This is a genomic window from Streptomyces sp. NPDC093260 (assembly GCF_040683715.1).
In the GTDB taxonomy this organism is placed as follows: domain Bacteria; phylum Actinomycetota; class Actinomycetes; order Streptomycetales; family Streptomycetaceae; genus Streptomyces; species Streptomyces sennicomposti.
Map to the genome: position 1 here is coordinate 79,966 of NZ_JBFBEK010000008.1, position 22,529 is coordinate 102,494.

Annotated in this window: 24 protein-coding genes; 11 read left to right on the forward strand and 13 right to left on the reverse strand. The window is 71.0% G+C overall.

Annotated features, from left to right (window positions below):
• Window positions 1-142 precede the first annotated feature (142 nt).
• Window positions 143-727, reverse strand: a complete 585-nt coding sequence (locus tag AB0N63_RS12535) for a TetR/AcrR family transcriptional regulator (RefSeq protein WP_365527772.1) — start codon at window positions 725-727, stop codon at window positions 143-145.
• A 213-nt stretch (window positions 728-940) separates the two neighbouring features.
• On the opposite strand from AB0N63_RS12535, the gene AB0N63_RS12540 reads away from it, so the two are divergent.
• Window positions 941-1,879: an alpha/beta hydrolase gene (locus AB0N63_RS12540; RefSeq protein WP_365527775.1), complete on the forward strand. Its 939-nt coding sequence runs from the start codon at window positions 941-943 to the stop codon at window positions 1,877-1,879.
• A gap of 208 nt (window positions 1,880-2,087) precedes the next feature.
• Here the strand turns inward: AB0N63_RS12540 and AB0N63_RS12545 are convergent, their stop codons facing one another.
• From AB0N63_RS12545 to AB0N63_RS12555, 3 genes are all read right to left on the reverse strand, one after another.
• Complete coding sequence (locus AB0N63_RS12545) at window positions 2,088-2,495, reverse strand: TraR/DksA C4-type zinc finger protein (protein WP_365527777.1); 408 nt, start codon at window positions 2,493-2,495, stop codon at window positions 2,088-2,090.
• Window positions 2,496-2,760: 265 nt separating this feature from the next.
• Window positions 2,761-3,840, reverse strand: coding sequence for a hypothetical protein (locus AB0N63_RS12550; protein ID WP_365527779.1), 1,080 nt, complete (start codon window positions 3,838-3,840; stop codon window positions 2,761-2,763).
• A 474-nt stretch (window positions 3,841-4,314) separates the two neighbouring features.
• Complete coding sequence (locus AB0N63_RS12555; RefSeq protein WP_365527781.1) at window positions 4,315-5,049, reverse strand: TetR/AcrR family transcriptional regulator; 735 nt, start codon at window positions 5,047-5,049, stop codon at window positions 4,315-4,317.
• An 89-nt stretch (window positions 5,050-5,138) separates the two neighbouring features.
• On the opposite strand from AB0N63_RS12555, the gene AB0N63_RS12560 reads away from it, so the two are divergent.
• Both AB0N63_RS12560 and AB0N63_RS12565 read left to right on the forward strand, forming a co-directional pair.
• The gene (locus AB0N63_RS12560; RefSeq protein ID WP_365527784.1) at window positions 5,139-5,999 is read left to right on the forward strand and encodes an SDR family oxidoreductase; all 861 of its coding nucleotides are present in this window, start codon (window positions 5,139-5,141) and stop codon (window positions 5,997-5,999) included.
• Between the two features lie 449 nt (window positions 6,000-6,448).
• Window positions 6,449-6,580, forward strand: coding sequence for a GTP cyclohydrolase I (locus AB0N63_RS12565; protein ID WP_365527787.1), 132 nt, complete (start codon window positions 6,449-6,451; stop codon window positions 6,578-6,580).
• A gap of 123 nt (window positions 6,581-6,703) precedes the next feature.
• Here AB0N63_RS12565 and AB0N63_RS12570 read toward each other — a convergent pair whose 3' ends face one another.
• On the reverse strand, window positions 6,704-7,549 hold the full coding sequence (locus AB0N63_RS12570) for a helix-turn-helix transcriptional regulator (RefSeq protein ID WP_365528152.1): 846 nt from the start codon (window positions 7,547-7,549) through the stop codon (window positions 6,704-6,706).
• Between the two features lie 93 nt (window positions 7,550-7,642).
• On the opposite strand from AB0N63_RS12570, the gene AB0N63_RS12575 reads away from it, so the two are divergent.
• The gene (locus AB0N63_RS12575) at window positions 7,643-8,419 is read left to right on the forward strand and encodes an alpha/beta hydrolase (protein WP_365527790.1); all 777 of its coding nucleotides are present in this window, start codon (window positions 7,643-7,645) and stop codon (window positions 8,417-8,419) included.
• A 369-nt stretch (window positions 8,420-8,788) separates the two neighbouring features.
• Here AB0N63_RS12575 and AB0N63_RS12580 read toward each other — a convergent pair whose 3' ends face one another.
• Both AB0N63_RS12580 and AB0N63_RS12585 read right to left on the reverse strand, forming a co-directional pair.
• Entirely contained in the window at window positions 8,789-8,935 is a 147-nt protein-coding gene (locus AB0N63_RS12580; RefSeq protein WP_365527792.1) for a hypothetical protein, read from the reverse strand.
• Window positions 8,936-8,985: 50 nt separating this feature from the next.
• Window positions 8,986-9,129: a hypothetical protein gene (locus tag AB0N63_RS12585; protein WP_365527795.1), complete on the reverse strand. Its 144-nt coding sequence runs from the start codon at window positions 9,127-9,129 to the stop codon at window positions 8,986-8,988.
• A gap of 536 nt (window positions 9,130-9,665) precedes the next feature.
• Here AB0N63_RS12585 and AB0N63_RS12590 point away from each other — a divergent pair.
• The gene (locus AB0N63_RS12590; protein WP_365527797.1) at window positions 9,666-10,283 is read left to right on the forward strand and encodes a lasso peptide biosynthesis B2 protein; all 618 of its coding nucleotides are present in this window, start codon (window positions 9,666-9,668) and stop codon (window positions 10,281-10,283) included.
• A gap of 85 nt (window positions 10,284-10,368) precedes the next feature.
• Entirely contained in the window at window positions 10,369-12,069 is a 1,701-nt protein-coding gene (locus AB0N63_RS12595; protein ID WP_365527800.1) for an asparagine synthase-related protein, read from the forward strand.
• Here AB0N63_RS12595 and AB0N63_RS12600 read toward each other — a convergent pair.
• The gene (locus AB0N63_RS12600; RefSeq protein WP_365527802.1) at window positions 12,053-13,372 is read right to left on the reverse strand and encodes a hypothetical protein; all 1,320 of its coding nucleotides are present in this window, start codon (window positions 13,370-13,372) and stop codon (window positions 12,053-12,055) included. The genes AB0N63_RS12595 and AB0N63_RS12600 overlap by 17 nt on opposite strands.
• Window positions 13,373-14,053: 681 nt before the next feature.
• Between AB0N63_RS12600 and AB0N63_RS12605 the strand changes: the two genes are divergently transcribed.
• The 4 genes from AB0N63_RS12605 (at window position 14,054) to AB0N63_RS12620 (ending at window position 18,526) form a co-directional block, all read left to right on the forward strand.
• Window positions 14,054-15,292, forward strand: a complete 1,239-nt coding sequence (locus AB0N63_RS12605; RefSeq protein ID WP_365527805.1) for a transcriptional regulator — start codon at window positions 14,054-14,056, stop codon at window positions 15,290-15,292.
• Window positions 15,293-15,420: 128 nt separating this feature from the next.
• Window positions 15,421-16,938 carry an aldehyde dehydrogenase family protein gene (locus tag AB0N63_RS12610; protein ID WP_365527806.1) on the forward strand — a complete coding sequence of 506 codons (1,518 nt, stop codon included), beginning with the start codon at window positions 15,421-15,423 and terminating at the stop codon, window positions 16,936-16,938.
• Window positions 16,938-17,342, forward strand: a complete 405-nt coding sequence (locus tag AB0N63_RS12615; protein ID WP_365527808.1) for a DUF779 domain-containing protein — start codon at window positions 16,938-16,940, stop codon at window positions 17,340-17,342. The genes AB0N63_RS12610 and AB0N63_RS12615 overlap by 1 nt, the downstream gene beginning before the upstream one ends.
• A gap of 512 nt (window positions 17,343-17,854) precedes the next feature.
• Window positions 17,855-18,526, forward strand: a complete 672-nt coding sequence (locus AB0N63_RS12620) for a GNAT family N-acetyltransferase (protein WP_365527811.1) — start codon at window positions 17,855-17,857, stop codon at window positions 18,524-18,526.
• A gap of 60 nt (window positions 18,527-18,586) precedes the next feature.
• Here the strand turns inward: AB0N63_RS12620 and AB0N63_RS12625 are convergent, their stop codons facing one another.
• Together AB0N63_RS12625 and AB0N63_RS12630 are read right to left on the reverse strand one after the other, a co-directional pair.
• Window positions 18,587-19,432: an LLM class flavin-dependent oxidoreductase gene (locus AB0N63_RS12625; protein ID WP_365527813.1), complete on the reverse strand. Its 846-nt coding sequence runs from the start codon at window positions 19,430-19,432 to the stop codon at window positions 18,587-18,589.
• Window positions 19,433-19,645: 213 nt separating this feature from the next.
• Window positions 19,646-20,335, reverse strand: a complete 690-nt coding sequence (locus AB0N63_RS12630; RefSeq protein WP_365527815.1) for a M24 family metallopeptidase — start codon at window positions 20,333-20,335, stop codon at window positions 19,646-19,648.
• Between the two features lie 220 nt (window positions 20,336-20,555).
• Between AB0N63_RS12630 and AB0N63_RS12635 the strand changes: the two genes are divergently transcribed.
• Window positions 20,556-20,825 carry a hypothetical protein gene (locus AB0N63_RS12635; RefSeq protein WP_365527817.1) on the forward strand — a complete coding sequence of 90 codons (270 nt, stop codon included), beginning with the start codon at window positions 20,556-20,558 and terminating at the stop codon, window positions 20,823-20,825.
• 128 nt (window positions 20,826-20,953) lie between these two features.
• Here AB0N63_RS12635 and AB0N63_RS12640 read toward each other — a convergent pair whose 3' ends face one another.
• The 3 genes from AB0N63_RS12640 to AB0N63_RS12650 all read right to left on the reverse strand — a co-directional run bounded on the left by AB0N63_RS12640 (window position 20,954) and on the right by AB0N63_RS12650 (window position 22,467).
• Window positions 20,954-21,403: a DUF2267 domain-containing protein gene (locus AB0N63_RS12640; protein ID WP_365527820.1), complete on the reverse strand. Its 450-nt coding sequence runs from the start codon at window positions 21,401-21,403 to the stop codon at window positions 20,954-20,956.
• 92 nt (window positions 21,404-21,495) lie between these two features.
• Complete coding sequence (locus tag AB0N63_RS12645) at window positions 21,496-21,912, reverse strand: DUF2267 domain-containing protein (protein ID WP_009193204.1); 417 nt, start codon at window positions 21,910-21,912, stop codon at window positions 21,496-21,498.
• A gap of 114 nt (window positions 21,913-22,026) precedes the next feature.
• A complete protein-coding gene (locus tag AB0N63_RS12650) occupies window positions 22,027-22,467 on the reverse strand; it encodes an Hsp20/alpha crystallin family protein (RefSeq protein WP_365527822.1) in 441 nt (146 codons plus the stop codon).
• Window positions 22,468-22,529: the final 62 nt, after the last annotated feature.

The following is a 22,529-nucleotide window of genomic DNA, read 5'->3' on the forward strand; positions in this document are numbered from 1 at the left end:
CGTGGTGCAGGTCGAGGCCGTCGCCGCGCCCACCGGGCCGGCGGGGACGCCCCGGATCGGCTCGCCTCCGACTGTCCGGCACCGGCCCCGGCCTCGCCGGCGCGGGCCTCCATGCTCGCGTACTGCGGCGTTTCCACTCCCCTTACGCGAGCAACGCCTGCGACAACGCGTCAGCGGTCACGCCGACGATGGCCAGGAGCTGCTCCGGGCTCGCCCCGGCCCTGCTCATGACGGCGAGCGACTGGTTCACAGCCGCCACGTGCACGGCGAAGGCCTCGGCGTCCCGGTCGTCCAGTCGGCCGGCCTTCAGCGCGGCGCGCAGGCGCAGGCGCTGGAAACCGAGCGCCTGCTTGGCGTGCGCTGCGACGCCCGGGCTCAGCACCGGAATCGCCATGGCGGACTGGGCGATCAGACATCCGTCAGGCAGTTCGGGATCGGCGATGCGCTCGAGGGTGACGTCGAAGAACGCACGAACAGCGGCGACGGGATCCGGGGCGGCGCCCGCCAGGGCGGCGTCGTACTTCTCGCCGTAGCGCGCGGCGTAGAGATCCAGGCAGCGCAGGAAGAGCGTGTCCTTGTCGCCGAGGGAGGAGTAGATGGAACTGCGATTCAGGCCGGTCGCCCGGGACAAGTCGTCCAACGAGGTGTCGGCGTAGCCGTCCCGCCAGAACTGGATCATCGCGGCGTCGAGCGCTGCGTCCACGTCGAACTGCTTCTTTCCTGCCACGCGCGGTACTTCCTTGCCGATGCCTCGTTGGTGCGGATGCTCCGCGCCATCTTATCTTGAACTAATCAGTTCATGATGTGTTAGCGTTCGGGTGTGGTCCTGGTCAGGCATGCCGCGCACTCCGCGACCGCGCGGGAGACACACCACGCGCTCCCGGCCACCGCCGTCGGCTGCACCCCCCAAACCGCACACCTGACACCACCGGAGGATCCCGTGACGGGCCCAGCAACCAGCACTCCACATGTCTCGGAAAGCAACCCCGTCCGCGACCTGCCCCTGCAACATCTGGCCGGATTCACTCACCGCTGGATCGACGCGGACGGCGTCCGCCTTCATGCCGTCGAGGGCGGACGGCCGAACGGCCCGGCCGTCGTCCTGCTCGCCGGCTTCCCGCAGACCTGGTGGGCCTGGCGCAAGGTGATGCCCGGCCTCACGGACCGGTACCGCGTCATCGCCATCGACCTGCCGGGGCAGGGCCACTCCGAGCGTCCGGAGAGCGGCTACGAAACGCACGCGGCCGCCGCGCACGTCCACACCGCCGTGAAGGCTCTCGGAGTGTCGGTCTACTCCCTGGTCGCCCACGACATCGGCGCCTGGGTCGCGTTCTCCCTCGCCCTCGACTTCGAGAGCCACCTGCGCAAGGTCGCTCTGCTCGACGCCGGGATTCCCGGCATCACTCTCCCGGAGACGATCCCCACCGACCCGGACCGTGCGTGGAAAACCTGGCATTTCGCGTTCCACACCGTGCCCGACCTGCCCGAGACGCTGCTCGCCGGCCGCGAACGCGAGTACGTCGCCTGGTTCCTGAGGACGAAGGCCCTGTCGCCCGACACGTTCGACGACGCCGAGCTCGACCACTACGCGGCGGCCGTCGCCGTCGACGACGGCCTGCGCGCCTCCCTCGCGTACTACCGGGCCGCCGCGGAGTCAGCGCGCCGGAACCGCTCGGCGCTGGAACGCCGGCACCTGACCGTGCCCGTCCTCGGAATCTCCAGCAGCCACGGCTCCGTTCCGGACATGGCCGCCTCCATCAGCCCCTGGGCCGACAACACCACCGGCATCGTCGTGCCCGACGCAGGACACTTCATCCCCGACGAGCAGCCCGGTGCCATCGCGGCCGCGATAGGAGACTTCATGGGCGACGACGACTGACACCCGTCGGACACACCGGCTCCGCGCGGCCTCTCTCGCGCTCCCCGGCGCCGGTCCAGGGCCTGGTGGTGTCCGTTGCCGGAGGCATGGCGGACGCCGGCCGCGTCCGCCACGACGGCTACTGGGACGGGGATGCGGACAACTCAGGAGTCCTCCACAGGCCCGGCCGGGGCGCTCGGTCCCGACGGGCCCGGCGATGCGGACGACGTCAGGACGAGCGTCGGCGCGGGTCCGACTGCGCGCAGCGCACACAGGTGGTGGCCGCCGGACGGACCTCCAGGCGTTCGGGAGGGATGGTCCCGCCGCAGCCTTCGCACTGCCCGTACAGCCCGCACTCGACACGTTCCAGTGCTCGGTCCAGTTCTTCCAGGTGCTCGCGCGCCCGCGCCATGAGGGCGGCCACGTGGGCCCGCTCGAAGGCGGTGCTGCCTCCATCGGGATCGTGCTCGTCATCGACCGCGACCAGGGCGTTCGCCGCGACGATCCCGTCGAATTCGCGGCCCAGCGCGGCCGCCCGCGCGAGTGTTTCGGCACGATCGGCCGCGAGGCGTGCGCGGCTCGCCGAAACGTCGGACCCGACACGCACGTCACGGCCGTACGGGGTTGCGTCGTCCATACAGCTGCCAACGCCGCTCGCCGGCCCGCGATTCCCCGGCCCCCACAGCACGCCGCCCAAGCCGGGCCCCCGGCTTCCAGCCTGCCCCGGCGCGAAGGCGGACGATTCCACCAGCTCCGCCGCCGATCGCCCAGCGATCCAGCCGTCGAGCTGATCCGGTACCCACCGCCGCGCCAGGTCGGCTGCTGTCCTCAGACCGGCCGGTCCGACGTATCCGTGACCCCGCTCCCCGCGCACTCGCTCAATCCGGCTCACTCAATCCGAGCTAACCGGTCGTCGCCTCGTTCGCTGCCGGTACGACCACGAGGCGCAGGTTCTCCTCGTCGTTGTGCCCGCTGATCGCGAACAGGCGGGTTCCGTCCGGAGTCCATGCGAGGCCATGGGGTCGCAGGTATCCGGCGTCGAAACCAGTGGCGGGGGCGAGGGACACCGTCCGGTAGGGAGTGTCGGCGCCGGCACGGTACAGATACACGTCCGGGTCCGGCTCGATGCTCTTCACCCCGGCTGCGACGTCGCCGCGCGAGGAGACCGCGACGGCGGCGGGGTACGACGTGCTGGGATACGTGTGCCCCTCGGTCAGGTCCGGCAGCCGGAAGGACGGGTGGTGGTACGGCGCCCCGGACGCGGTCAGCAGCGTCCTGCCGTCGGGGGTGATGGCCAGGTCGCTGAAGTTGGAGGCGCCGCCGGGACCGCTCACCGTGGCGCGCGGCACGGGACTCCCCCCGGAGACGTCGTACACGGAGAGCCGGGTCGGAGAGGTGTTCTCGTCTCCGGCGACGAGCGTGGCCGGCGCTGCCGGCGAGGTGACCAGGAGCGGCGCGCCGCTGAAGTCACCCTCGGGGATGAGCCCGAGACGCACCTGCGGGGTGTCGGTGCCGAGTGTGAGCGAGCCGATGCTCGCCTCCCACTGCTCTCCGTAGCCGAAGAACAGCGTCCGCCCGCTCAGCGCCGCATGACGCGGCGCCGAACCGGCACCGGTGGCGTAGCGTGCGCGCTGCCTGCCGGTACCGGTGTCGATGACGCTGATGGCGTCGCCCAGCACCAGCGGCGCGTACAGCGTGCGGGAATCGGCGGACAGCTCCAGGTCGCACACGCCCGGCAGGTCCTTGATCGTACGGACCAGACGGCCCTGGTAGTCGGCCACCAGGACGCTGCTCGTGGTGTAGTCGGAAATGAACAGCTGCTTGTGCAGCGGGTCGACGGCGAGATCGCAGTGGTAGGCGATCGGCAGCGCGGTGCCCTCGTCCGCCGGGGCGGCCTGTGTCGCGGGCGCGGCGCCGAGCGACAGGCCCAGCAGGGCCGCGAGCGTCAGTACCAGGCGGGCACGGGGAAGTCTTCCTGACATCGGTGTCCCTTCGGCGACGGGCGGCGTCCCTGGTCAGGCGCCGGCCCAGGTCATGGTCATGGCCGCCTCGAAATACCCCCGGTTCGTCCACGTACTCCCCGCCCGTGCCGATCACCACAAGGGACAGCGACCGTTCCGCTTGACCGCGGGTGCCGTGGGAGCGGGGGGTGGGGGTCTGACAGGGTGCGCGACCTCATCGGCGTTGAGCTCGGCTCTGGGAGCCGTCGGCTGCCGGTCCACCGTCGAGGCCCGACCGCCACAGCTCGATCTTGTGGCCGGAGGCGGTGACGGGCCGGCTCGGAACCCGTCTGGAGGCCTGCGTCCGTGAGGCGTCCGGCAGGATCTCCACTCCGGTCACCGTGGGCTGTTCGCAGCTCCCGTTGACCAGGGCCACGCGGAGCGGAGCGGCAGGAGACGTAACCAATCGGTGGTTCACCCAGAGCGGCGAGGGGAACGAGGACGCCTGACGAGCGATCACGCAGGCGGTGCGTCAAGGTTCGGGTGCGTCGCCAGGCGCGTGAGCCACTCGCGCAGCAGGCGCTGCTCGGCATCACTCAGGACATCGGCGTCGTCGGGGAGGGCGGCGCGCAGCGCGCGGGCCGCCGCGGCGGGACCGGACTCCGTGGCGGGGAGCGCCGGCTCGGCGCGGGTGACGGCCGCGACCATGGACTCGCGCAGGACGGTCAACAGCGCCGGATTGCGGCGGTTCGCGGGGGTGGAGTGCCACGTGGTGACCGCGCCCTGCCCCGTTGCCCGGATGATCTGAGCGGCCAGCTCCTCGTCGACCCGCAGCCACCCCCCGGCCGCCAGCCGCCGCACCCGTCCGTGGAGGATCTCCAGGCCCGCGCGGTGCGCTGTGTCCGATGCCCGGCCAGTGGCCCGGTTCATCACCGCGAACAACTCGGGGCGGGAGACGCCGAACTCGACGACCATGTCCCAGCCGCAGCGCAGCTCCTCCACCGGGTCCTGTGGAGCCGGGTCGAGCTGCGCGCGTTTCTTCTCAAGGAACTGCGCGTAACCGTGCTCGGCCACGGCCTCGAGGAGCCCCTCCTTGTCACCGAAGAGCCGGTAGATCGCCGGCGGCTGCATTCCGGCCGCGGCGGCGACCGCGCGGGTGCTCACGGCGTCAGGGCCGCCCTTCTCCAGCAGCTCGACGGCCGCCTCGACGATGCGGCGCCGAGAGCTGTCAGTGGACTCGCGCGTAGCCATGAGTCGATGATACCGATAATTCGATTCCACTGGAACTTCCGGTGTTATCGTTGAGTTGATTCCACCGGAAACAGTGTCGGGAGAACCCAGTGATCATCGTGACCGGAGCCACCGGAAAGCTCGGGCGCCGCACCGTCCAGCGCCTCCTGGACCGCGTTCCCGCCGACCGCGTCGGCGTCAGCGTCCGCGACCCCCGCAAGGCCCAGGACCTCGCCGACCGCGGTGTGCGCGTCCGGCAGGGCAGCTTCGACGACCCCGCCTCACTCGTGCATTCCTTCGAGGGCGCCGAGCAACTGCTCCTCGTCTCCCTCGACCGCACGGGCCAGGAATGCGTCAGCGGCCACCGCGCCGCCATCGACGCCGCCGTGCAGGCCGGCGTCGGCCGCATCCTCTACACCAGCCAGATGGGCGCCGCCCACGACTCCCGCTTCCAGGCGTGCCGCGACCATGCCCGGACCGAGGACCTGCTGCGCGCCACCGGCCTGCCCTGGACCGCGCTGCGCAACGGCTTCTACGCCTCCAGCGCCCTGCAGTTCCTGGAACCCGCCCGCCACACCGGCGACATCGCCCTCCCCGCCGACGGCCCAGTCGCCTGGACCGGCCACGACGATCTCGCCGAGGCCACCGCGGTGATCCTCGCCGAGGAGACCCGCTTCGACGGGCCCACCCCGCCGCTCACCGGCCCGGCGGCGCTCGACTTCGACACCGTCGCCGAAATCGCGTCCCAGACCACCGGCCGGTCCCTCACCCGCACCGTCGTCCCCGACGACGTCTTCCGCGAGCAGGCCCTGGCGCACGGCGCCCCGGCCCCGATCGCCGACCTGATGCTGAGCGTCTTCACCGCGGCGCGCGGCGGAGAGTTCACCGCTGTCGACCCGACGCTGGCAGAGCTGATCGGCCGAGAGCCCGCCACCTTCCGCAGCCATCTGGAGCGCGCGTGGGCCGCATAGCATCCCCACTCGGAACCGAGGCACCGCCGTCTGGAGAAAGGACTCCACGCGGGGAAGATCGTCGTCACGGTCTGACCGCAAGCCGGACTCCTGTGCGTCTGCTGGTCAACGGCCGTCCGCCCGAGGGGCGTCGGCCGCGCGCTCCTGGGACATCAGTGGCGCCTGTGGCGACATACGGAGGGTAATCAGCAGGGTAGGACGCTGTCGCTCACCCGGGCCACAGCGCGGTGGCAACCGCCCTCCATCAGCCGGTCCGTCGCAAGCTCCGCTCACACCGCCGATCGCGGGAACACCACCCACGTCGGCAGCCGGCCCGGCGGTCGCCTCCTGGGACTGGCCCGACTCGCCCGCGTCGGCGAGCACTTCGTCCGCCGTCCACAGGACCGGAAACGCCTGCCCCAGCAGATCGCCGACTGGCCGCAGACCCCCTCGAACCCCAAGACGTCGGCGTGGTGATCGATGCCGAGCAGGCCTGCGTGACCCCTCGCGGCGTCCAGGCCACCGGCTCCACGACGATGACCTCGGCCCAGCTCGGCCTGCTCCGCTCCGACTCGCGCTCCCGCAGCGAGTTCCTGCCCTGACCGGCACCGGCTCGTCGTCCCCTGCGGCACGAACACACGGATCGTGCGGCTTCGGATCTCGTCCCTCGGCCTGCCTGGCACCGGCGGTATCCGAGATGCGGTGGCAGGCGGCCACGTCCGCTCCTACTCGACGGTGGCGGCCGCCTGCCACGCACCCGGGCGCATGCCTGTCGCCTTGCGGAAGAACACCGAGAAGTTCGACGCGTCGGGGAAGCCGAGCGTGGCGGCGCAGCGAGCCGCGGTGAGGCGGTCGTGCGCGAGGAGTCGTTTGGCCTCCAGGACGATCCGGTCGACGATGTACGCCTTCGCGGTGCGGCCGGTGGCCTGCTGCACCGCTCGTGAGAGGGTGCGGGGCGCATATCCCAAGGTGCGGGCGTAGTAGCCGGCGTCGTGGTGCTGCCGGAAGTGCGCTTCGACGCTGGAGCGGAACAACGGGAACACCGGGTGAGGGGACGGTGCCCGGGCGTGCGGTGGCCGCAACCGGGCGATGAGCGCGGAGAGCAGGATCCGGGGCAGCTCCGCCGGGGCGTTCTCGGGGGGAGCGGACGTCTCCAGGAGGAGGTGGTCGCGTGCCATGTCGACGAAGGGCCAGTCGGCGTCGGGGACGCTCCAGTGCGCGGCGAGGTCCGGGGACGCGACGAGCTCCCGGGTGGCCTGGGTGACCGGCGCGGTCGGCACGAACAGCACGAGGTGCCCTGCCACACCGGCGATGTCGTCCCACCGGTGCACCGCGCCGGGCGGGATCCACACGCCGGACCGCTCCTTGAGCGGGTGGTGGAGGAAGTCCACCGTGACAGCGCCTTGTCCGGCGTCGACGACGGCGAGGACATGGAAGTCGGCGCGCTGTGTGCCGCCGCCGTTCAGCGTGCGCAGGCGGTCGAACGTCATCGTCTCGACCGCGGTGGCCCGGCGCCCCGCGGGCTGGTAGGTCATGTGCCGGATCACGCTCACGAGTCCATTTTCCACCATCGGACGACCAGTCACGCCGATGCCCCGTCCGGGCACGCAGAGTTCCATGGACGCAGCGGGTAATCACCCAGCACGCCGAACGGAAGAGCCACTGTGAACACGACGCGCCAGACGCACCTGCCCGTTTACGACCACCGGCCCGGGGCCGGGCCGACCCTGGTGTTCCCGCACTACTGGGGTGGTTCCGCCCGCACCTGGGACCTCCTCGTCAGCCGCCTCGCGGACCGTGACACGCTCGCGGTCGATTTCCGCGGATGGAGCCGGTCGAAGACCTTGCCCGGCCCCTACACCCTCGAACAACTCGCCGACGACACACTCGCCGTGCTGGCCGACGCGGCGGTCACCGACTACGTCCTGGTGGGGCACTCCATGGGCGGCAAGGTCGCGCAGCTGGTCGCGGCCGCCAGGCCCGTCGGCCTGCGCGGCGTCGTCCTCGTCGCCCCCGGCCCGGCGGAACCAGCCCCACAGATCACCGACCAGTACCGGGAAACCCTCTCCCACGCCTACGACTCCGCCGAGTCCGTCGCCGGGGCGCGGGACCACATCCTGACCGCCACCGAGTTGCCCGCGCCGGTCAAGGCACAGATCGCGGCGGACTCCCGGAACGTCACCGAAGCCGCCCGTGCCGAGTGGCCGCTGCGCGGCATCGCGCAGGACATCACCAGACACACGCGTTCGATCAGCGTCCCCGCCCTCGTGATCGCCGGAGCGAACGACCAGGTCGAGCCTGTCGATGTGCTCCGCGCCAACCTGCTGCCGTACCTCTCCCGAGCCGAGTTCACGGTGCTCCCCCACACTGGTCACCTGATCCCTGTGGAAGCCCCGGCAGACCTCGCCGACGCCCTCACCGCATTCGCGCCAGCGGCCTGACCATGCCCAGGTGCATGCCGCGGTCCTGCGAGGGGACTACTGGTCTCCGGACCCGGCCTAGCTGGTCCTCCCCTGTCGCACCTGTGACCTGAGGTGGTGCCACAGGTCCTGGATGCGCCGTTGGAGACGCTGATGAGAGGTCCGACCACCGCCCGGTGCGGTGCCCGGCCGCTCGTGCAGCAGCGCCCGGCCGTCGAGAAGGTCTTCGGCATGCAACTCTTGGTTGTACGGCAGAGGTTGCGGAACGGCTTTTCCAAACTGATGACGGCCCAGGCACGTGCCGCCGTGACTGTCGAGATGACCCTTTACACCGGTTTCCGTGAGGCGCCGGGGCCGGGCGAGCTCCTCGCCCGGCCCCGGCTTCGTTGTTCAGGGAGACCGTTCGACCGTGAGGAAGGTGGCGTGTTCGGCGACGGTGCGGGGCCGGGCGTCGAGCTTGCCTGCCTTGTCCTGCAGTTGTTCCGCGGGGGCGCGGAAATCTCCGGTGGCCGGGTCGAGGACGAGGGCGCGCTGCAAGGGATGCCCCCTCGGTGGCGGTGGCGACGGGTGCTCCATGAGCGCCACGTTCAGAGCCGGGGCCGGGCGGCACCGAACCGGGTGTCCTCGCCCAGCGCGGTCTCCTGGGCGAACGCGGCGTACGAAATCGGGTTGACCAGGGCGTCCGCGGTCGGGATGGTGCTGTAGCGGGGCATGGTGACGCCGTTGATCACGGCCGGGCCTGCTGTACTCCGGCGACCACCTCGCCCGACCACTCCGGTACGTCGACGCCGGCGTCGAAAGGGCGCTGGGCCGACGTCAACTGGGCCAAGACGACGTGACAGTGCGTCCCCGGGTTCATCAGAGCGGATGCCACCGTGACGGCGGGGCCGTCGCGTGGTCCTGCGACAAGTCGCGGGTCGGTGTCGAACGCCAGGTTTCCTTGGCAGCGCGGTCCGCACCGGCGACATCTCCCACATCTGTGTGACGCTGCGGCATGCGGCCCTGCGTGGCGCACGGTCATGGGAGGACGGCTCGACCGGCCCCACAGTCCGGTTGCGGGGCATTTCGGGCGGAGTAGCGTGGAGTTGATGCACTGCTCGGCCTGGACCGGAGGTGGACGATGTTTCTTCGATTGCTGCGACGCCGTAAGCCACATCGGCTGGTCCTCCTCGGCAACGGCCGTCTGATCCGGGGCTTCAGCGGCGGACTGCAAGACGGTCACGGTTACATGGGTTAGCCCCGTTCACGGTGAACCGGAGGAAGTGCGGTGGCAGACGACTCCGATGCTCTGGCGGTCATGGCGAGGATGCTGTCACCGCACTGCCGTGTCACCGGGATGTCCGGCGGAGCGCTGATCGCGGACTGGAAACGGACGCGTTTCCTCGGAATGGCGGCGGCGGACGTCCGCAAGATCACCGAGGGGAGCCCGGAGGAGCGCGCGGAGTTGGTCGCCGTCCTCCTGGCGGCCGGCTGCGCCCGGGACCGCCGTGGAGCGGCCGCGGACGCCGGCGTGGGAATCTGGTTGCGCGGAGTGCACCTGCTGATGCAGACCGTGGGATTCGGGCGGGTCCTCCGGCTGCTGTCCCTGGCCGCCCCCCAGTACGCACGCGCGGACGACCCCCGCACGGATGAGGTCCTGAGGCTGAAAAGAGCGGTGCAGTCGCGCGGTCGCGGCAGCTGGCTGGTCGACGGCGACTGCAAGTCCGAGGCGGTGACGGCCTTCGTCCTGCTGCGGCGGCGCGGTCTGAAGGCCGTGCTCCACGTCGGTGTGCGTGAACACCCCTTCGCCCTGCACGCCTGGACGGTGTCCGCTGGGCTGTGCATTCCCGACGCAGATCCGCGAGGGCACGCCTTCACGCCGGTGCTGACGATCGACGGCGAGTGACGGTGACATGGATGCGCTCCGCCTTGACTGGGCCGGTGGCAGGCCGAGGCTCCGGACCGACGAGGACGCAGCGCGTAAGGGACTCGTGACTACGGTCTCTTCGCCAGTCGGCACCGCCACCGTCGTCGGCTGGGTCGGCTCGGCCCGCGACCGGGTGACGGGCGCACACGTCCTCCTCGACGCGTTCCGCCGACGGGAAACGGCTCCGCTGATGCCCGTCGGCGACTACGCGGCCGTTCTGGTGTGCCGCGACCGTATCCTGCTGACGCGTGACGAGCAGGCCCGCATCCCCCTGTTCTTCCGGACGTTCGGCGGCCGCGTGGACGCCGTGAGCACCTCCGCTCGTGCCCTGGGCCGCGCCACCGAGCTGGAGCCCCGCTACTTCTGTCGGTACCTCACCGGGAACATGGCGCAACCGCACACCGGCCTCACCCCCTTCATCGACGTGCACCGCGTCCTCGGTGGCGAGGTGGTCGAGCTCTCCCTCACCGGACAGCTGCGCGGCCGCAGCCTGCGCCCCGCCCACCCCGCCGCCGGCCCGCCTGCGTCCACACTCGACGGAGTCCGTCTCGGCGAGGCGGCGCAGCGCCTGCGCCGGGCCCTGGAAACCGCTGTTGGACGCCGCATGGGTGAGAAGACGGCATGCCACGTCTCCGGCGGCACCGATTCCACGGGCGTCGCGCTGCTCGCCGCGCGCCTGCTGGTCGCAGGGCACGGCGGCCCCGGGGAGCTCGTCCTGATCTCCGGGCGCTTCTCCCACGGAGAGCTGGCGGCGGAGCAGTCCTATCTCGACACCGCCCTGGAAGAGATCCGCAGGCACGCACCCGATGCGCATCCGGTGATCGTCGACGCCGACGACCTGGCCGACTTCGATGACTTCGCCCACCACGCGGGCAACACGGACGAGCCTCATACGCACGCGTTCCGCGCCCCGTTCTGGAGCAGACTTCACGCCGCGGCGGCGGAACTGGGCTGTGACACCCTCCTGACCGGGTGCGGGGCCGACCCGATCGCCGACGCCAACCCGTTTCACCTGCACAGGCTCGCCCGCACGGGCCGGCTACGGCAGATGACCCGGCAGGCACACACATGGGCTGCGGGAAGCGACCGGGGCCTGAGGGAGGTCGTCCACGCCTACGTGGTGCAGCCGACTTTCCCGCTCACCACCGAGCGGATCGCGGCACTGGCCCGTGGCGGAACGATCCTGGGCGGTCTGGGCACCTTCAACCGCCCACGATGGGTACGGCCCGGTTTCGCGCGGGCCCACGGTTACCGGGAGGCCGGCATCGCGGAAAGCCGCTTCCTGTTCGGGCGCAGACCGGAACAGGCACTGTACGACGCCGCCAACTACGTCGCCGCGCCGGATCCGCTGTCCTGGCACCGGGCCGGGCGGGACGGGTTCTTCCTCTCGCACCCGTTCCTCGACCCGGAGGTCGTCGCCACGATGAGCCGCCTCCCCGCCGCGGCCACGTTCCGGCCGGGCCGTCCGAAAGCCGTTCTCCGCGAGGCTCTGGCGGACCTGCTCCCGGCGCCGATCCGCGACAGGACGGTCAAGACTCCCTTCGACGCCCTCTACGCCCGTGGCCTGCGGGCACACGGCGACGAACTCATCGCTATGTGCCGCTCGGCGCAACATCCGCTGGTCACGGAGATGTTCGACATTGAGACGCTGTGCCAGGCCGTGCGGGAGGCGCAGCTCGGCATAGGGGACGCGTACTCGTGGGACCGGATGAACAGTTCACTCGCCCTGGTGGCCTGGCTGGAGCAGCTCAGCGCCGGCTCTTGATGTCCCACAAGGTCCGCTCGACGGGGCCGGCGAGGAGATCGACAAACCCGTACCGGCTCACCAGCTCCCGTAGAGCCTCCCCGGACGGTTCGCTGCTGTTGTCGCCCCCTTCTCGCGTGATGGTCGACTGCACGGACGCGCCATGCGTGCCGAACGTCCAATAGACAGTGATGAAGCGCGGCTCCCTGATGTTCTCGTCGATCGAGTTGTTCTCGTGCACCCGGGCACGGTAGACGAGGGAGTCGAATCCAGCCGCCTGTTGCTTTTTCACCCACTCCGGGATGTCTTTGCCGCCGCTCCATGAGGTCGCCACGAATTTGAGCGGTGGATCCAGCACGATCTGGTCCTTGCGCGCAAGGCTGGCGGTGGCGTAAAAGGCCACCTCGTTGTACTCGGTGTCCACGGGTAGTTGCATCATGATGCGCGTGGTGAAGGAGTCGCTCGGCTCGACCCAGTTTCCGGGCAGCATCCAGGGTTTGGCCTCCACCAGCTCTCCAGGCTGGTGAATCTCCCTGCGGGAGAGCGGGTTCATCTCCCCCGAGGACTGGGCGAACTGCTGGGCATCGCTGCGCCACTGCTGGCGGAGGCGGTCCCTGGGGCTCAGCTCCACTCGTTCCCCCATGACGTGGACTTCCGTGCCGAGCACGTAGAACCCCACGTCGGCGTGGTTCTGGATCGTGATGTCGACCGGTACGGCGAAGGCCTTGCCGTCCTCGCTCAACACGGCCTTTCCCGCAGCCAACGTGACGACTGGCCTGGCCTCACGCCGGTACGGCAGATAAAGGTTCTGATAGCCGAAGTTGGCGACAGCGACGGCCGAGGAGACGACCAGTGCAGCGGCCACCCGCTTCGGGGCGGGGACGGTGACCGACGTCTGCCACACCGTGACGAGAGACCATGCCGCCCCAGCCGTGAGCGCGCCGAACAGCGCGGGGAAGACCACGAGATCTCCGGTTCTCAGTGTCCTGAGCAGGAGCAGGGCGTCGATCAGGAGCGCCACGAACACGCCGATCAGTGCGACCAGACCGGACTGCTGGAAGTTGTGCCCGACCCAGTGGTCCAGGACCGCGCCGGCGGCCACGAGCGTCGTGAAGGCGGCCGTGATGAGGACGGCACCGGTGAGGCGACCGGGAAAGGTCAGAGCATGTGCGAAGTTCCCGAGGCCGAACCAGCTCAGCAGCACCGTCGTCGCGAGGAGGACCAGCAGGATCACGGCCATGCTCAGCCGGGCCCGCCGCGTGTTCAGCGTGGGCCGCAATACTCTCGGGCGCAAGCCGTTGTGCGGCTTGCTGGGAGTCCGCACCGGATCACCTCCTGAGACCGTAGACCGGCCCCGCGCGCGTGTGTGGCGCCGGGAGAGACGAACGCGGCGATGCCGCGGGGGATCCGCTGCCGTGCCGAGGGTTCGTCACCATCGTCCGGGGTGATGCACCGGGCCGCCACCGTACGCCCCCGAACGTGGGACCTCCTCGGTTGCGCGCCGGTTCACCAGCTGGGCTCGGCGACTGCACCGTAGGGCCAGTGGGACCCTTGGACATCTCGAAGTGCAGGTGTGGTCCCGTGGCGTTGCCGCTGTCCCCACACGGTCCTCGGCAGAGCCGGCCCCGGCGGTGGCCGAATGAAGCCGATGCCTACGGTGTGGAGAAGCAGCACTCGGAGATCATGCTGTTCCGACCGACCGGAACCCGCCCGCAATCGGCCGTGCCGGAGCCACCTGGGCGTCCGGGGCCTGACGAACCAGCCGCTCTGCGCCTCTGCAGGGCATGTGCCCCGCGACGCGTACGCGACCTTGCTTTTGCCGTCGGCTTGACCGATAACACTGAGGACGGGCCGCGGACCGAGCCAGGTGCGCCGGTCCGGGCAGGGCGTCGCCTGCCCGTTCGGATGAGAAGGCCGGCCCGACCGGACAGGTGCACCCGGCCGAGTCCTCACGGACGACAGCGGACGACGACCGATCGGCCCCGTTCGACGGCAGGGAAAGCAGATGTCACAACGCAGTGACCTCCAGCGGCGCAGGGCGGCCACGGAGAGCGCATGGTCCCGTCTGGTGCCACAGCTGAGGACCACGGGAGCGGCGACGCGCGGTGCCGAGGCCCTGCGCCACGACTTGGCCGAGTCCTGGGCCCGCTCGCTGCACAGCGTGGACCCCGGCCGGGACAGCGCACCGGTCACCGACGGCGGCGCGGTGCACCACCGCTGGACGGACTCACCGCTGCGGCGGCCGGTCGACGACCTCGCCGACGAACTGCACAGCATCGCCGACGACGCAGGGTTCGTCACCGCGGTCACCGACGAGTCCGGGACGATCCTGTGGACGTGCGGCGGGCGGACCATGCGCCGGCGGGCCGAACAGGTGAACTTCGCGCCCGGCGGTCGGTGGGACGAGCAGGCCATGGGCACCAACGCCCTCTCCCTCGCCCTGCGCACCGGCCGCCCCGCCTCCGTCTTCTCCGCCGAGCACCTGGTGGCGGCCCTGCACGGGTGGGTCTGCTACTGCGCTCCCGTCCACGGCCCGGACGGCAGCGTCCTGGGCGTCCTGGACATGTCCACCACCTGGGACCGCTCGAACCCTCTGGCCCTGTCCACGGTGCGGTCGCTGGTGTCGGCCATCGAGGTGCGGCTGCGGACCGAACATCCGCACCGGGCCCGTGGTGCCGGGGACGAGGTGCGCCTGAGCTGCCTCGGCGCCGGGCGGGCCGTACGCGGGGACCGTCATCTCGGGCTGCGGCCACGCCAGGTGGAGATACTGACCCTGCTCGCCCTCGAACCGGACGGCTTCTCACCGGGGCGGCTCCGCGAGGCCGTGTACGGCGACCGGCCCGTCAGCGCCTCCACGTTCAAAGCGGAGATCTCCCATCTGCGCCGGGCGCTCGGCGGCGGCATCGCGACACGCCGGTACGCCCTCACCGTCGCCCTGTCCTGCGACGCGGTGGAGGTGTTGCGGGCCCTGCGGCACGGTGACGCGGAGACCGCCCTGCGGCTCTACCGGGGCCCGCTGCTGCCCCACTCCGTGGCGCCGGGCATCGAGGAGTGGCGCACGCAGCTGGAAGTGGGCGTCCGCGAGGCGGTGCTGGCCAGCAGCCGCCCGGAGCACGCCCTGCGCTACGGCGGACACGCCCCGTACGACACGGAGGTGCACGAACACGCGCTGCGGCTGCTCGCCCGGAGCGACGCACGCCGCGGGATCGCGGCCGGCCGGCTGGGCAGGGCGCTGCGCGACTGAGGCGGGGCCGCGCGCACGCCCCGGTCGCACCAACCTCGCGCCAACCCGGAGGGCGCACCCTCAACGGCAGCGCGGCGGCAGCGGCCGTCGTGCCACCGTATCGACCAGACCGTTCGAGGAGAGCCGCCATGGTGTACGCGCAGCCAGGAACCGAGGGCAGCATCGTCGAGTTCGCCCGCCGCTACGACAACTTCATCGGCGGTGAGTGGGTCGCCCCCGTGGAGGGACGCTACTTCGACAACCCGTCGCCGGTGGACGGCAAGGTCTTCTGCGAGGTGGCCCGTTCCTCGGCCGCCGACGTCGAGCTCGCGCTGGACGCCGCCCACACCGCGGCCGAGCGCTGGGGCCGTACCTCCGTCACGGAACGGGCGAACATCCTCAACAGGATCGCGGACCGCATCGAGGAGAACCTGGAGAAGATCGCCGTCGCCGAGACCTGGGAGAACGGCAAGCCCGTCCGGGAGACCCTGAACGTCGACATCCCCCTCGCGATCGACCACTTCCGCTACTTCGCGGGCGTGGTGCGCGGCCAGGAAGGCACCGTCGGCGAGATCGACGAGGACACCGTCGCCTACCACTTCCACGAGCCCCTCGGCGTGGTCGGCCAGATCATCCCGTGGAACTTCCCGATCCTGATGGCCGCGTGGAAGCTCGCCCCCGCCCTGGCGGCCGGCAACTGCGTGGTCATCAAGCCCGCCGAGCAGACCCCGGTCAGCCTGCTGAAGGTCATCGAGCTGATCGCCGACCTGCTTCCGGCCGGCGTGATCAACGTGGTCAACGGCTTCGGCGTCGAGGCGGGCAAGCCGCTCGCGTCCAGCCCGCGCATCGGCAAGATCGCCTTCACCGGTGAGACCACCACCGGCCGGCTCATCATGCAGTACGCGTCGGAGAACATCATCCCGGTCACGCTGGAACTGGGCGGCAAGAGCCCGAACATCTTCCTGTCCGACGTGACGGCCGAAGACGACGCCTACCTGGACAAGGCGGTCGAGGGCTTCGTGATGTTCGCGGTGAACCAGGGCGAGATCTGCACCTGCCCCTCCCGGGCCCTGATCGCCTCCTCGATCTACGACGAGTTCATGTCCCGCGCCCTGGAGCGCACCCGTGCCATCAGGGGCGGCAGCCCGCTCGACCCGCAGACCATGATCGGCGCCCAGGCCAGCAACGACCAGTTCGAGAAGATCCTCTCCTACATCGACATCGGCAAGAAGGAGGGCGCCGAACTGCTCACCGGCGGCGGGCAGCGCACCGTGCCCGGTCTCGAGGGCGGCTTCTACGTCGAGCCGACCGTCTTCAAGGGCACGAACGACATGCGGATCTTCCAGGAGGAGATCTTCGGCCCGGTCGTCTCGGTCACCACCTTCGACTCGCCCGAGGAGGCCGTCCAGATCGCCAACGACACCCTCTACGGGCTCGGCGCCGGTGTCTGGACGCGCAACGGCAACCTCGCCTACCGCCTCGGCCGCGAGATCAAGGCCGGCCGCGTGTGGACCAACTGCTACCACGCCTACCCGGCCCATGCCGCCTTCGGTGGCTACAAGGGTTCCGGTATCGGTCGCGAGACGCACAAGATGATGCTCGACCACTACCAGCAGACGAAGAACCTGCTGGTCAGCTACTCGGAGCAGAAGCTCGGTCTGTTCTGATGGGTACCCGGGTGCCGCGCGTCGTCCTGACCGAGGCCGCCGAGGACCTGGTGCGACGGCTGGCGGCCCGTCACGGACCGTTGATGTTCCACCAGTCCGGCGGCTGCTGTGACGGAAGCTCACCCATGTGCTATCCACGCGGCGAGTTCCGGGTCGGCGCGGCGGACGTCCTGCTCGGTGAAGTCGCCGGGGACACCCCGTTCTGGATGAGCGCCGGCCAGTACGCGTACTGGCGGCACACCCACCTCACCGTGGACGTGGTGCCGGGCCGGGGCGGCGGGTTCTCCCTGGAGGCCCCGGAGGGGGTGCGGTTCCTGCTGCGGTCCCGGGTGTTCACCGACGAGGAGTGGGAGAGCGTCCGGGTGGAACCGCCCCTGCCGACCGGGGCCGATCCCACGGAGTGACCCGGCGCGGCGGCCACCGGGCAGGCAGTCACGGCGCTGTCCGGTACCGCCTCGCTCACCCTGGACCTGGCCGACCTGGACGACAGCGTCCTGTGGTGCGCCGCGACCCTCCGTCGGCTGAAGGAGGCCGGGTCTTCAGGCATGCGGCGGGATCCGACGGCGCGTTGCGCCTACGGATCCCGCGCTGCGCGTGAGGAGTCCGAGGCCGGTGCCCTCTCCGGCCTCGGACCAGGGGGGCTGCGCGGGGTCGTCATGCTCGCTCGGGAGGTCGTGCGTGGGGGCAGCCCGCCCACGCCGATACGGGCGCCGGTCGGCGAGGGATCAGGTCGGTGGACGAGCCGGACCGTCCGGCGCCGGGTTGTGCCGGTGGTCCGCGACGTCACTTCGGCCGGCCGTCCGCCGGATCGGGTGCCGCTGTTCAGCGCATCCGCGTCGGCAGCGGTGCTCCCGCAGTGCGGCACTTCCCTGCCGACAGATTGTGGGAGCGCTCCCGTGGGAGGCAGCATGGGCCCATGACCACGCCCCGTGCCCTCATCCGGCCCTACCGCCCCAGCGACCGCGACGCTCTCTTCGACATCTGCGTACGCACCGCCGACAACGGCGGCGACTCCCGGCACCTCTACCCGGACCCCGAGCTGCTGCCCAACATCTTCGCCGCGCCCTACGCGCGACTGGAGCCGGAGCTGGCGTTCGTCGTGGACGACGGCGAGCGGGCGGTCGGGTACGTCCTCGGCACCGCGGACACCCCGACCTTCGTGCGGCGTTTCCGGGACGAATGGCTGCCCGCGCTCGCCGACCGCTACCCCGCGCCGGTCGGCGAGCCGGGCACACCGACCGAGGCGATGCTGCATCTGCTGCACCACCCCGAGCGGATGCTCGTGCCCGAGATCGCCGACCACCCCGCCCATCTGCACATCGACCTGCTTCCCAGTCATCAACGTGCGGGATACGGGCGTGAGTTGATGGACACGTTCCTCGCCGCGCTCGACGCGCGAGGGGTGGGACGGGTCCATCTCGGCATGGTGACCGCCAACACCGGCGCCCGCGCCTTCTACGACCGTCTCGGTTTCTCCGTCCTTCCGGTGGAGGACCCCGGGCCGCTCACCTACCTCGGCCGCGCGACCGCCGTCCCGGCCGCAGGGGTGACCGGTCCCGTGGGGCCGGGCGCTCGTGTACGCCGCTGAATCAGCCGGTCGCGGTGGCGCCGGGGCGGGCCGCCCCAGGGTTCACACGTGCGTGCCGTGTCACAGGACGTCGGCCAGGCGGTCCACCTGGTCCGGGTCGAGGCCGTAGCAGTAGAGCATCACCTCGTCGGCGCCGAGATCGGCGAACGCGGTGACGGCGTCGCGGATTTCGGCCGGCGTGGTGAGCATGCCGGCCACCATGCGGTCGGCCATGCCGGTGAACGCGTAGTACGCGTGCATCGCGGTCCGGGCCCCGTGGATCACGTCGTCCGGGCCGAGCGCGACGTTGACCTGTGCGACGATGCGCGGTTCGCCGTCGCGGCCGTACTCCTTCCAGAAGCCGCGGGCGGTCTCGAACAGGCTGCCGGCCCAAGAGGGCGGAGCGGCGGCGAGGAAGCCGTCGCCCCAGCGTGCGACGCGTTCGATCGCGGCGGGCTTGAAGCCGCCGAAGAGCACTTCGGGGCCGCCGGGACGGGCGGGGGCGGGGCCGATCGGCCCGACGTCGTCGCCGTACGGCTCGCCGGTCCACAGGCGGCGCAGGACCGCCATCTGCTCGTCGAGGCGTCGCCCCCGGGTGCGCATGTCGACGCCCGCGGCCTGGTGGTCGTCGTCGCGGCCGCCGACGCCGAGGCCGAGGGTGAGGCGGCCGCCCGTCATCCGGTCCAGGGTGGCGGCCTGCTTGGCCAGGAGGGCGGTGTCGCGCAGCGGGGCGAGCAGCACCTCGGTCTGGACGCGGATGCGGGAGGTGGCGCCCGCGAGGAGGGCGAGGGCGATCAGGGGTTCGGGGTTGTCGTAGACGAGCCGGTCGAGCAGGCCGAGCGTGCTGAAGGGCCCGGCGTCGGCGCGCCGGGCCCAGGTCAGCAAGGTGTCGGGGGCGCCGATGGGCAGGCCGATTCCGACGTTCATGAAGGATGCCTCCGGAAGGAAGGGTCGACAAGGACGGCTGCCGCCCCTCCGGCACCTCGGCGAGGTGGGACGCTCCCGCTCTGCGGCCTGCCTCCGGGGAGCGTCTCGTTGAAGTGCTTCCCAGCCTAGGACGACGCCGTGCGAGGGGACAAGTCGTTCGAGGGCTTGGGCGGTTCGGCGCACGACGGGCCGCGGCCTGCGCGTGAGCGGGGTTCAGAGGGTCAGCAGCTCCTCGTGGAAACCGCCGAACCCCCGTTCCCGGTCGACGAGATGGATCTCCAGGATCCAGTGGCAGGCGCGGCCGGCCTTGTCGGCGCGCCGCAGCGGGGTGTCGTTGGCGGGGGTGATGTACGACTCGGTGTCCGCGCCGTCGATCTGCTCGTGCGGGAACTCGCCGACCATGTGCCCGGCGTGCCAACCGCCCAGCTCCCAGCCGGCGTCGGCGGCGAGCCGGGCGACCTCGGCGTGCAGCGCCGCGCCCGTGATCTCCGGGTGGCTCGCGAAGTGCCGCTTGCCGGCCGCGAACACCTCGGGCAGGTCGGCGCGGAGCCGGAGCTTGACGGGGTCGTCGCCGAGGACGAAGGTGCGGCCGAAGTCGGCCTCGTACTCCTCGAAGACGGGGCCGAAGTCGGCGAACACGATGTCATCGGCCCCGATCACCCGGTCCGGCGGGTTCTCCCGGTACGGCGCCAGGGTGTTGGGGCCGGAGCGCACGATCCGCTTGTGCCAGTGCCGGGTCGTGCCGAACAGTTCGTTGGCCAGGTCCCGGACCCGGTCGCTGACCGCCCGCTCCCCCTCTCCGGGGGCGACGAGGCCGCGCGCCTCGATCTCACTGAACAGCCGTGCCGCCTTGTCCTGGGCTTCCAGCAGGCGGGCGGCACGCGTGGGTTCGTCATCTGCCATGGCCGAAGAACCTAGCCGGGGCAGATCTGCCGCGGCAACGCTGTACGGAGCGGCGGACGCCCCCTCGGCGACCTAGGTATGACAAGCCGATGAAATTGCTTCTTCAGAAAATTTGCACACAACGGCGTTAATCCCGCCAAAAGCCACAAAGTCCCCCTAATCTCATGCCTGTCAGCGACCAACCCATGACGGGTTGCAGTGACGCGAACAAGGAGAGGTAATGCGCAAGTTCCAGAAGGCCGCTGTTGTCGTGGCCATGCTCGGCAGTGTCGGCTTCATCGGTGCGGGTGCGGCCCAGGCGCACGGCGGCGACGGCGGCCTGACGGTCGACAGCAAGCAGACCCAGACGTGCACGGGTCAGGTCGACTCGCAGCAGGGCCTGATCAACGTCCAGGACCTGGGCGTCGCCGCCAACGCCCTCATCGGCGTCGGCAACCCGGTCGGCAAGTCCACCTCGGTGTCCTGCGGCTCCACCGTCAGCTTCGGCTGACCACCACCCCTCGGGTGATCTAGGTCGGCTCGGGGCCCGAACCTCTGGTTCGGGCCCCGAGCCGTTTCCGCGTCCCGGCAGGTCCGGTCGTGCGCCGCCGGCCGGACGGGACGGGTGTGCCGTCGGTGTCAGGCCGCCTGGGTCAGTTCCGCGCGGCCGAAGAGGATGGCGTAGCCGGCGGGGAGCCGGTTGAGGACGCGGTCGAGCAGGTCGCGTCCGATGAGGCGGGCCACGACGCCGAGCACTGAGCCGACGTGCCAGCGGGTGGTGGCCAGGGTCTCACCGGTCTCACCGGCCAGGTCCTTGACGAACGCCCAGCCGCTCGGGCAGCTGGTCCGCGGATGCGGCGCGGCGAGGAGGATCTCGGCGGCCTCGCGGGGCAGGCGGGCTGCGAGATCGGCGCGCTCCTCGCCGGTGAGCTGACGGCCGAGTGCGGCCAGGACGGTGCAAAGGACCCGTTCGGCGCGTTCCCGGGTGGGGTAGGCGCCGTCGTAGCGGACCTGTTCGAGCATCTGGGTGAACGTCGTGACCGCCGAGGTGGGTAGCGCGGTGGCGGCGGCCGGGATCGTGTGCTGCATCGGCGGGTGGTGTCTTCCTTGTTCCGGGGTCGGTTCCGGGATCGCGGGACGCGTCGGGACGCGACGCGCGGCCCGACGCGCTTTCGTCTCTGTCACGGATGGTGCGGGTGATGGGGTGCGGCGCCGTCCTGGGGACGGCCGAACAGGAGGTCGTAGCCGGGGGGCAGTTGGAGCAGGATGCGCCGGGTCAGCTCCTCGCCGGCCGCGTCGGCGGTGACGCTGAGGACGGCGCTGACGTCCCAGGCCGCGGTCCGTTCGGTGGCCCCCTCGATCCACGCCGCGGTGGCCCGTACGAACCGCTCGGCGGAGAGCGGCTCGGCGGCTTGCAGTGGATTGAGCAGGATCAGGGCGAAGGTCTCCGGGAGCCGGGCGGCCAGCTCGGCGCGTACCTCGCCGACCAGATGGGCGCCCAGCAGCGCCAGCACGGTGCGTGCCGCCCGGTCCGCCTCGGTGCGGCTGGGGTATTCACCGCGGTCCTGGACCTGTTCGAGGAATGCGTCCCGCTGCATGGCCACCGTTGCCTCCTGGTGTCGGCGGATGTGTGAGCGAGCGGCGCGGCGGGCGCAGAAACCGCGGGGCCCGGAAGAGGGCGGGTGTTCTGCGCCGCCGTGCGCGCCGTCCGGTCAGCCGGAGATCTCCTTGCGCCCCGGGGTGGTGGCGGCGATGGAGATCTTGCGGGGCTTGGCCCGCTCGGCGATCGGGATGCGCAGGGTCAGGACGCCCGCGTCGTAGTGGGCGCTGATGTGCTCGGTGTCGAGGGTGTCGGCCAGCATGACCTGGCGCGAGAAGACGCCCAGCGGGCGTTCGGAGAGTTCGACCTGGACCTCGTCGCTCCTGCCGGCCGGACGCCGCTCGGCCTTGACCGTCAGCATGTTCCGCTCGACGTCGATGTCGATCGCGTCGGGGTCGACGCCCGGGATGTCGAGGGCGATCACGTACTCCTCGCCCTCGCGGTAGGCGTCCATCGGCATCGCCGAGGGGCGCGACCAGGTGCCGCTCGTGCTCCCGAAGAGCTGCTGGGTGAGGCGGTCCAGTTCACGGAAGGGATCGGTGCGCATCAGCATCGTCGAACACCTCCACTCGCGGTAGCTGTGCTCATGCGCTGTCGTCTCCTCCCTTGTACCAT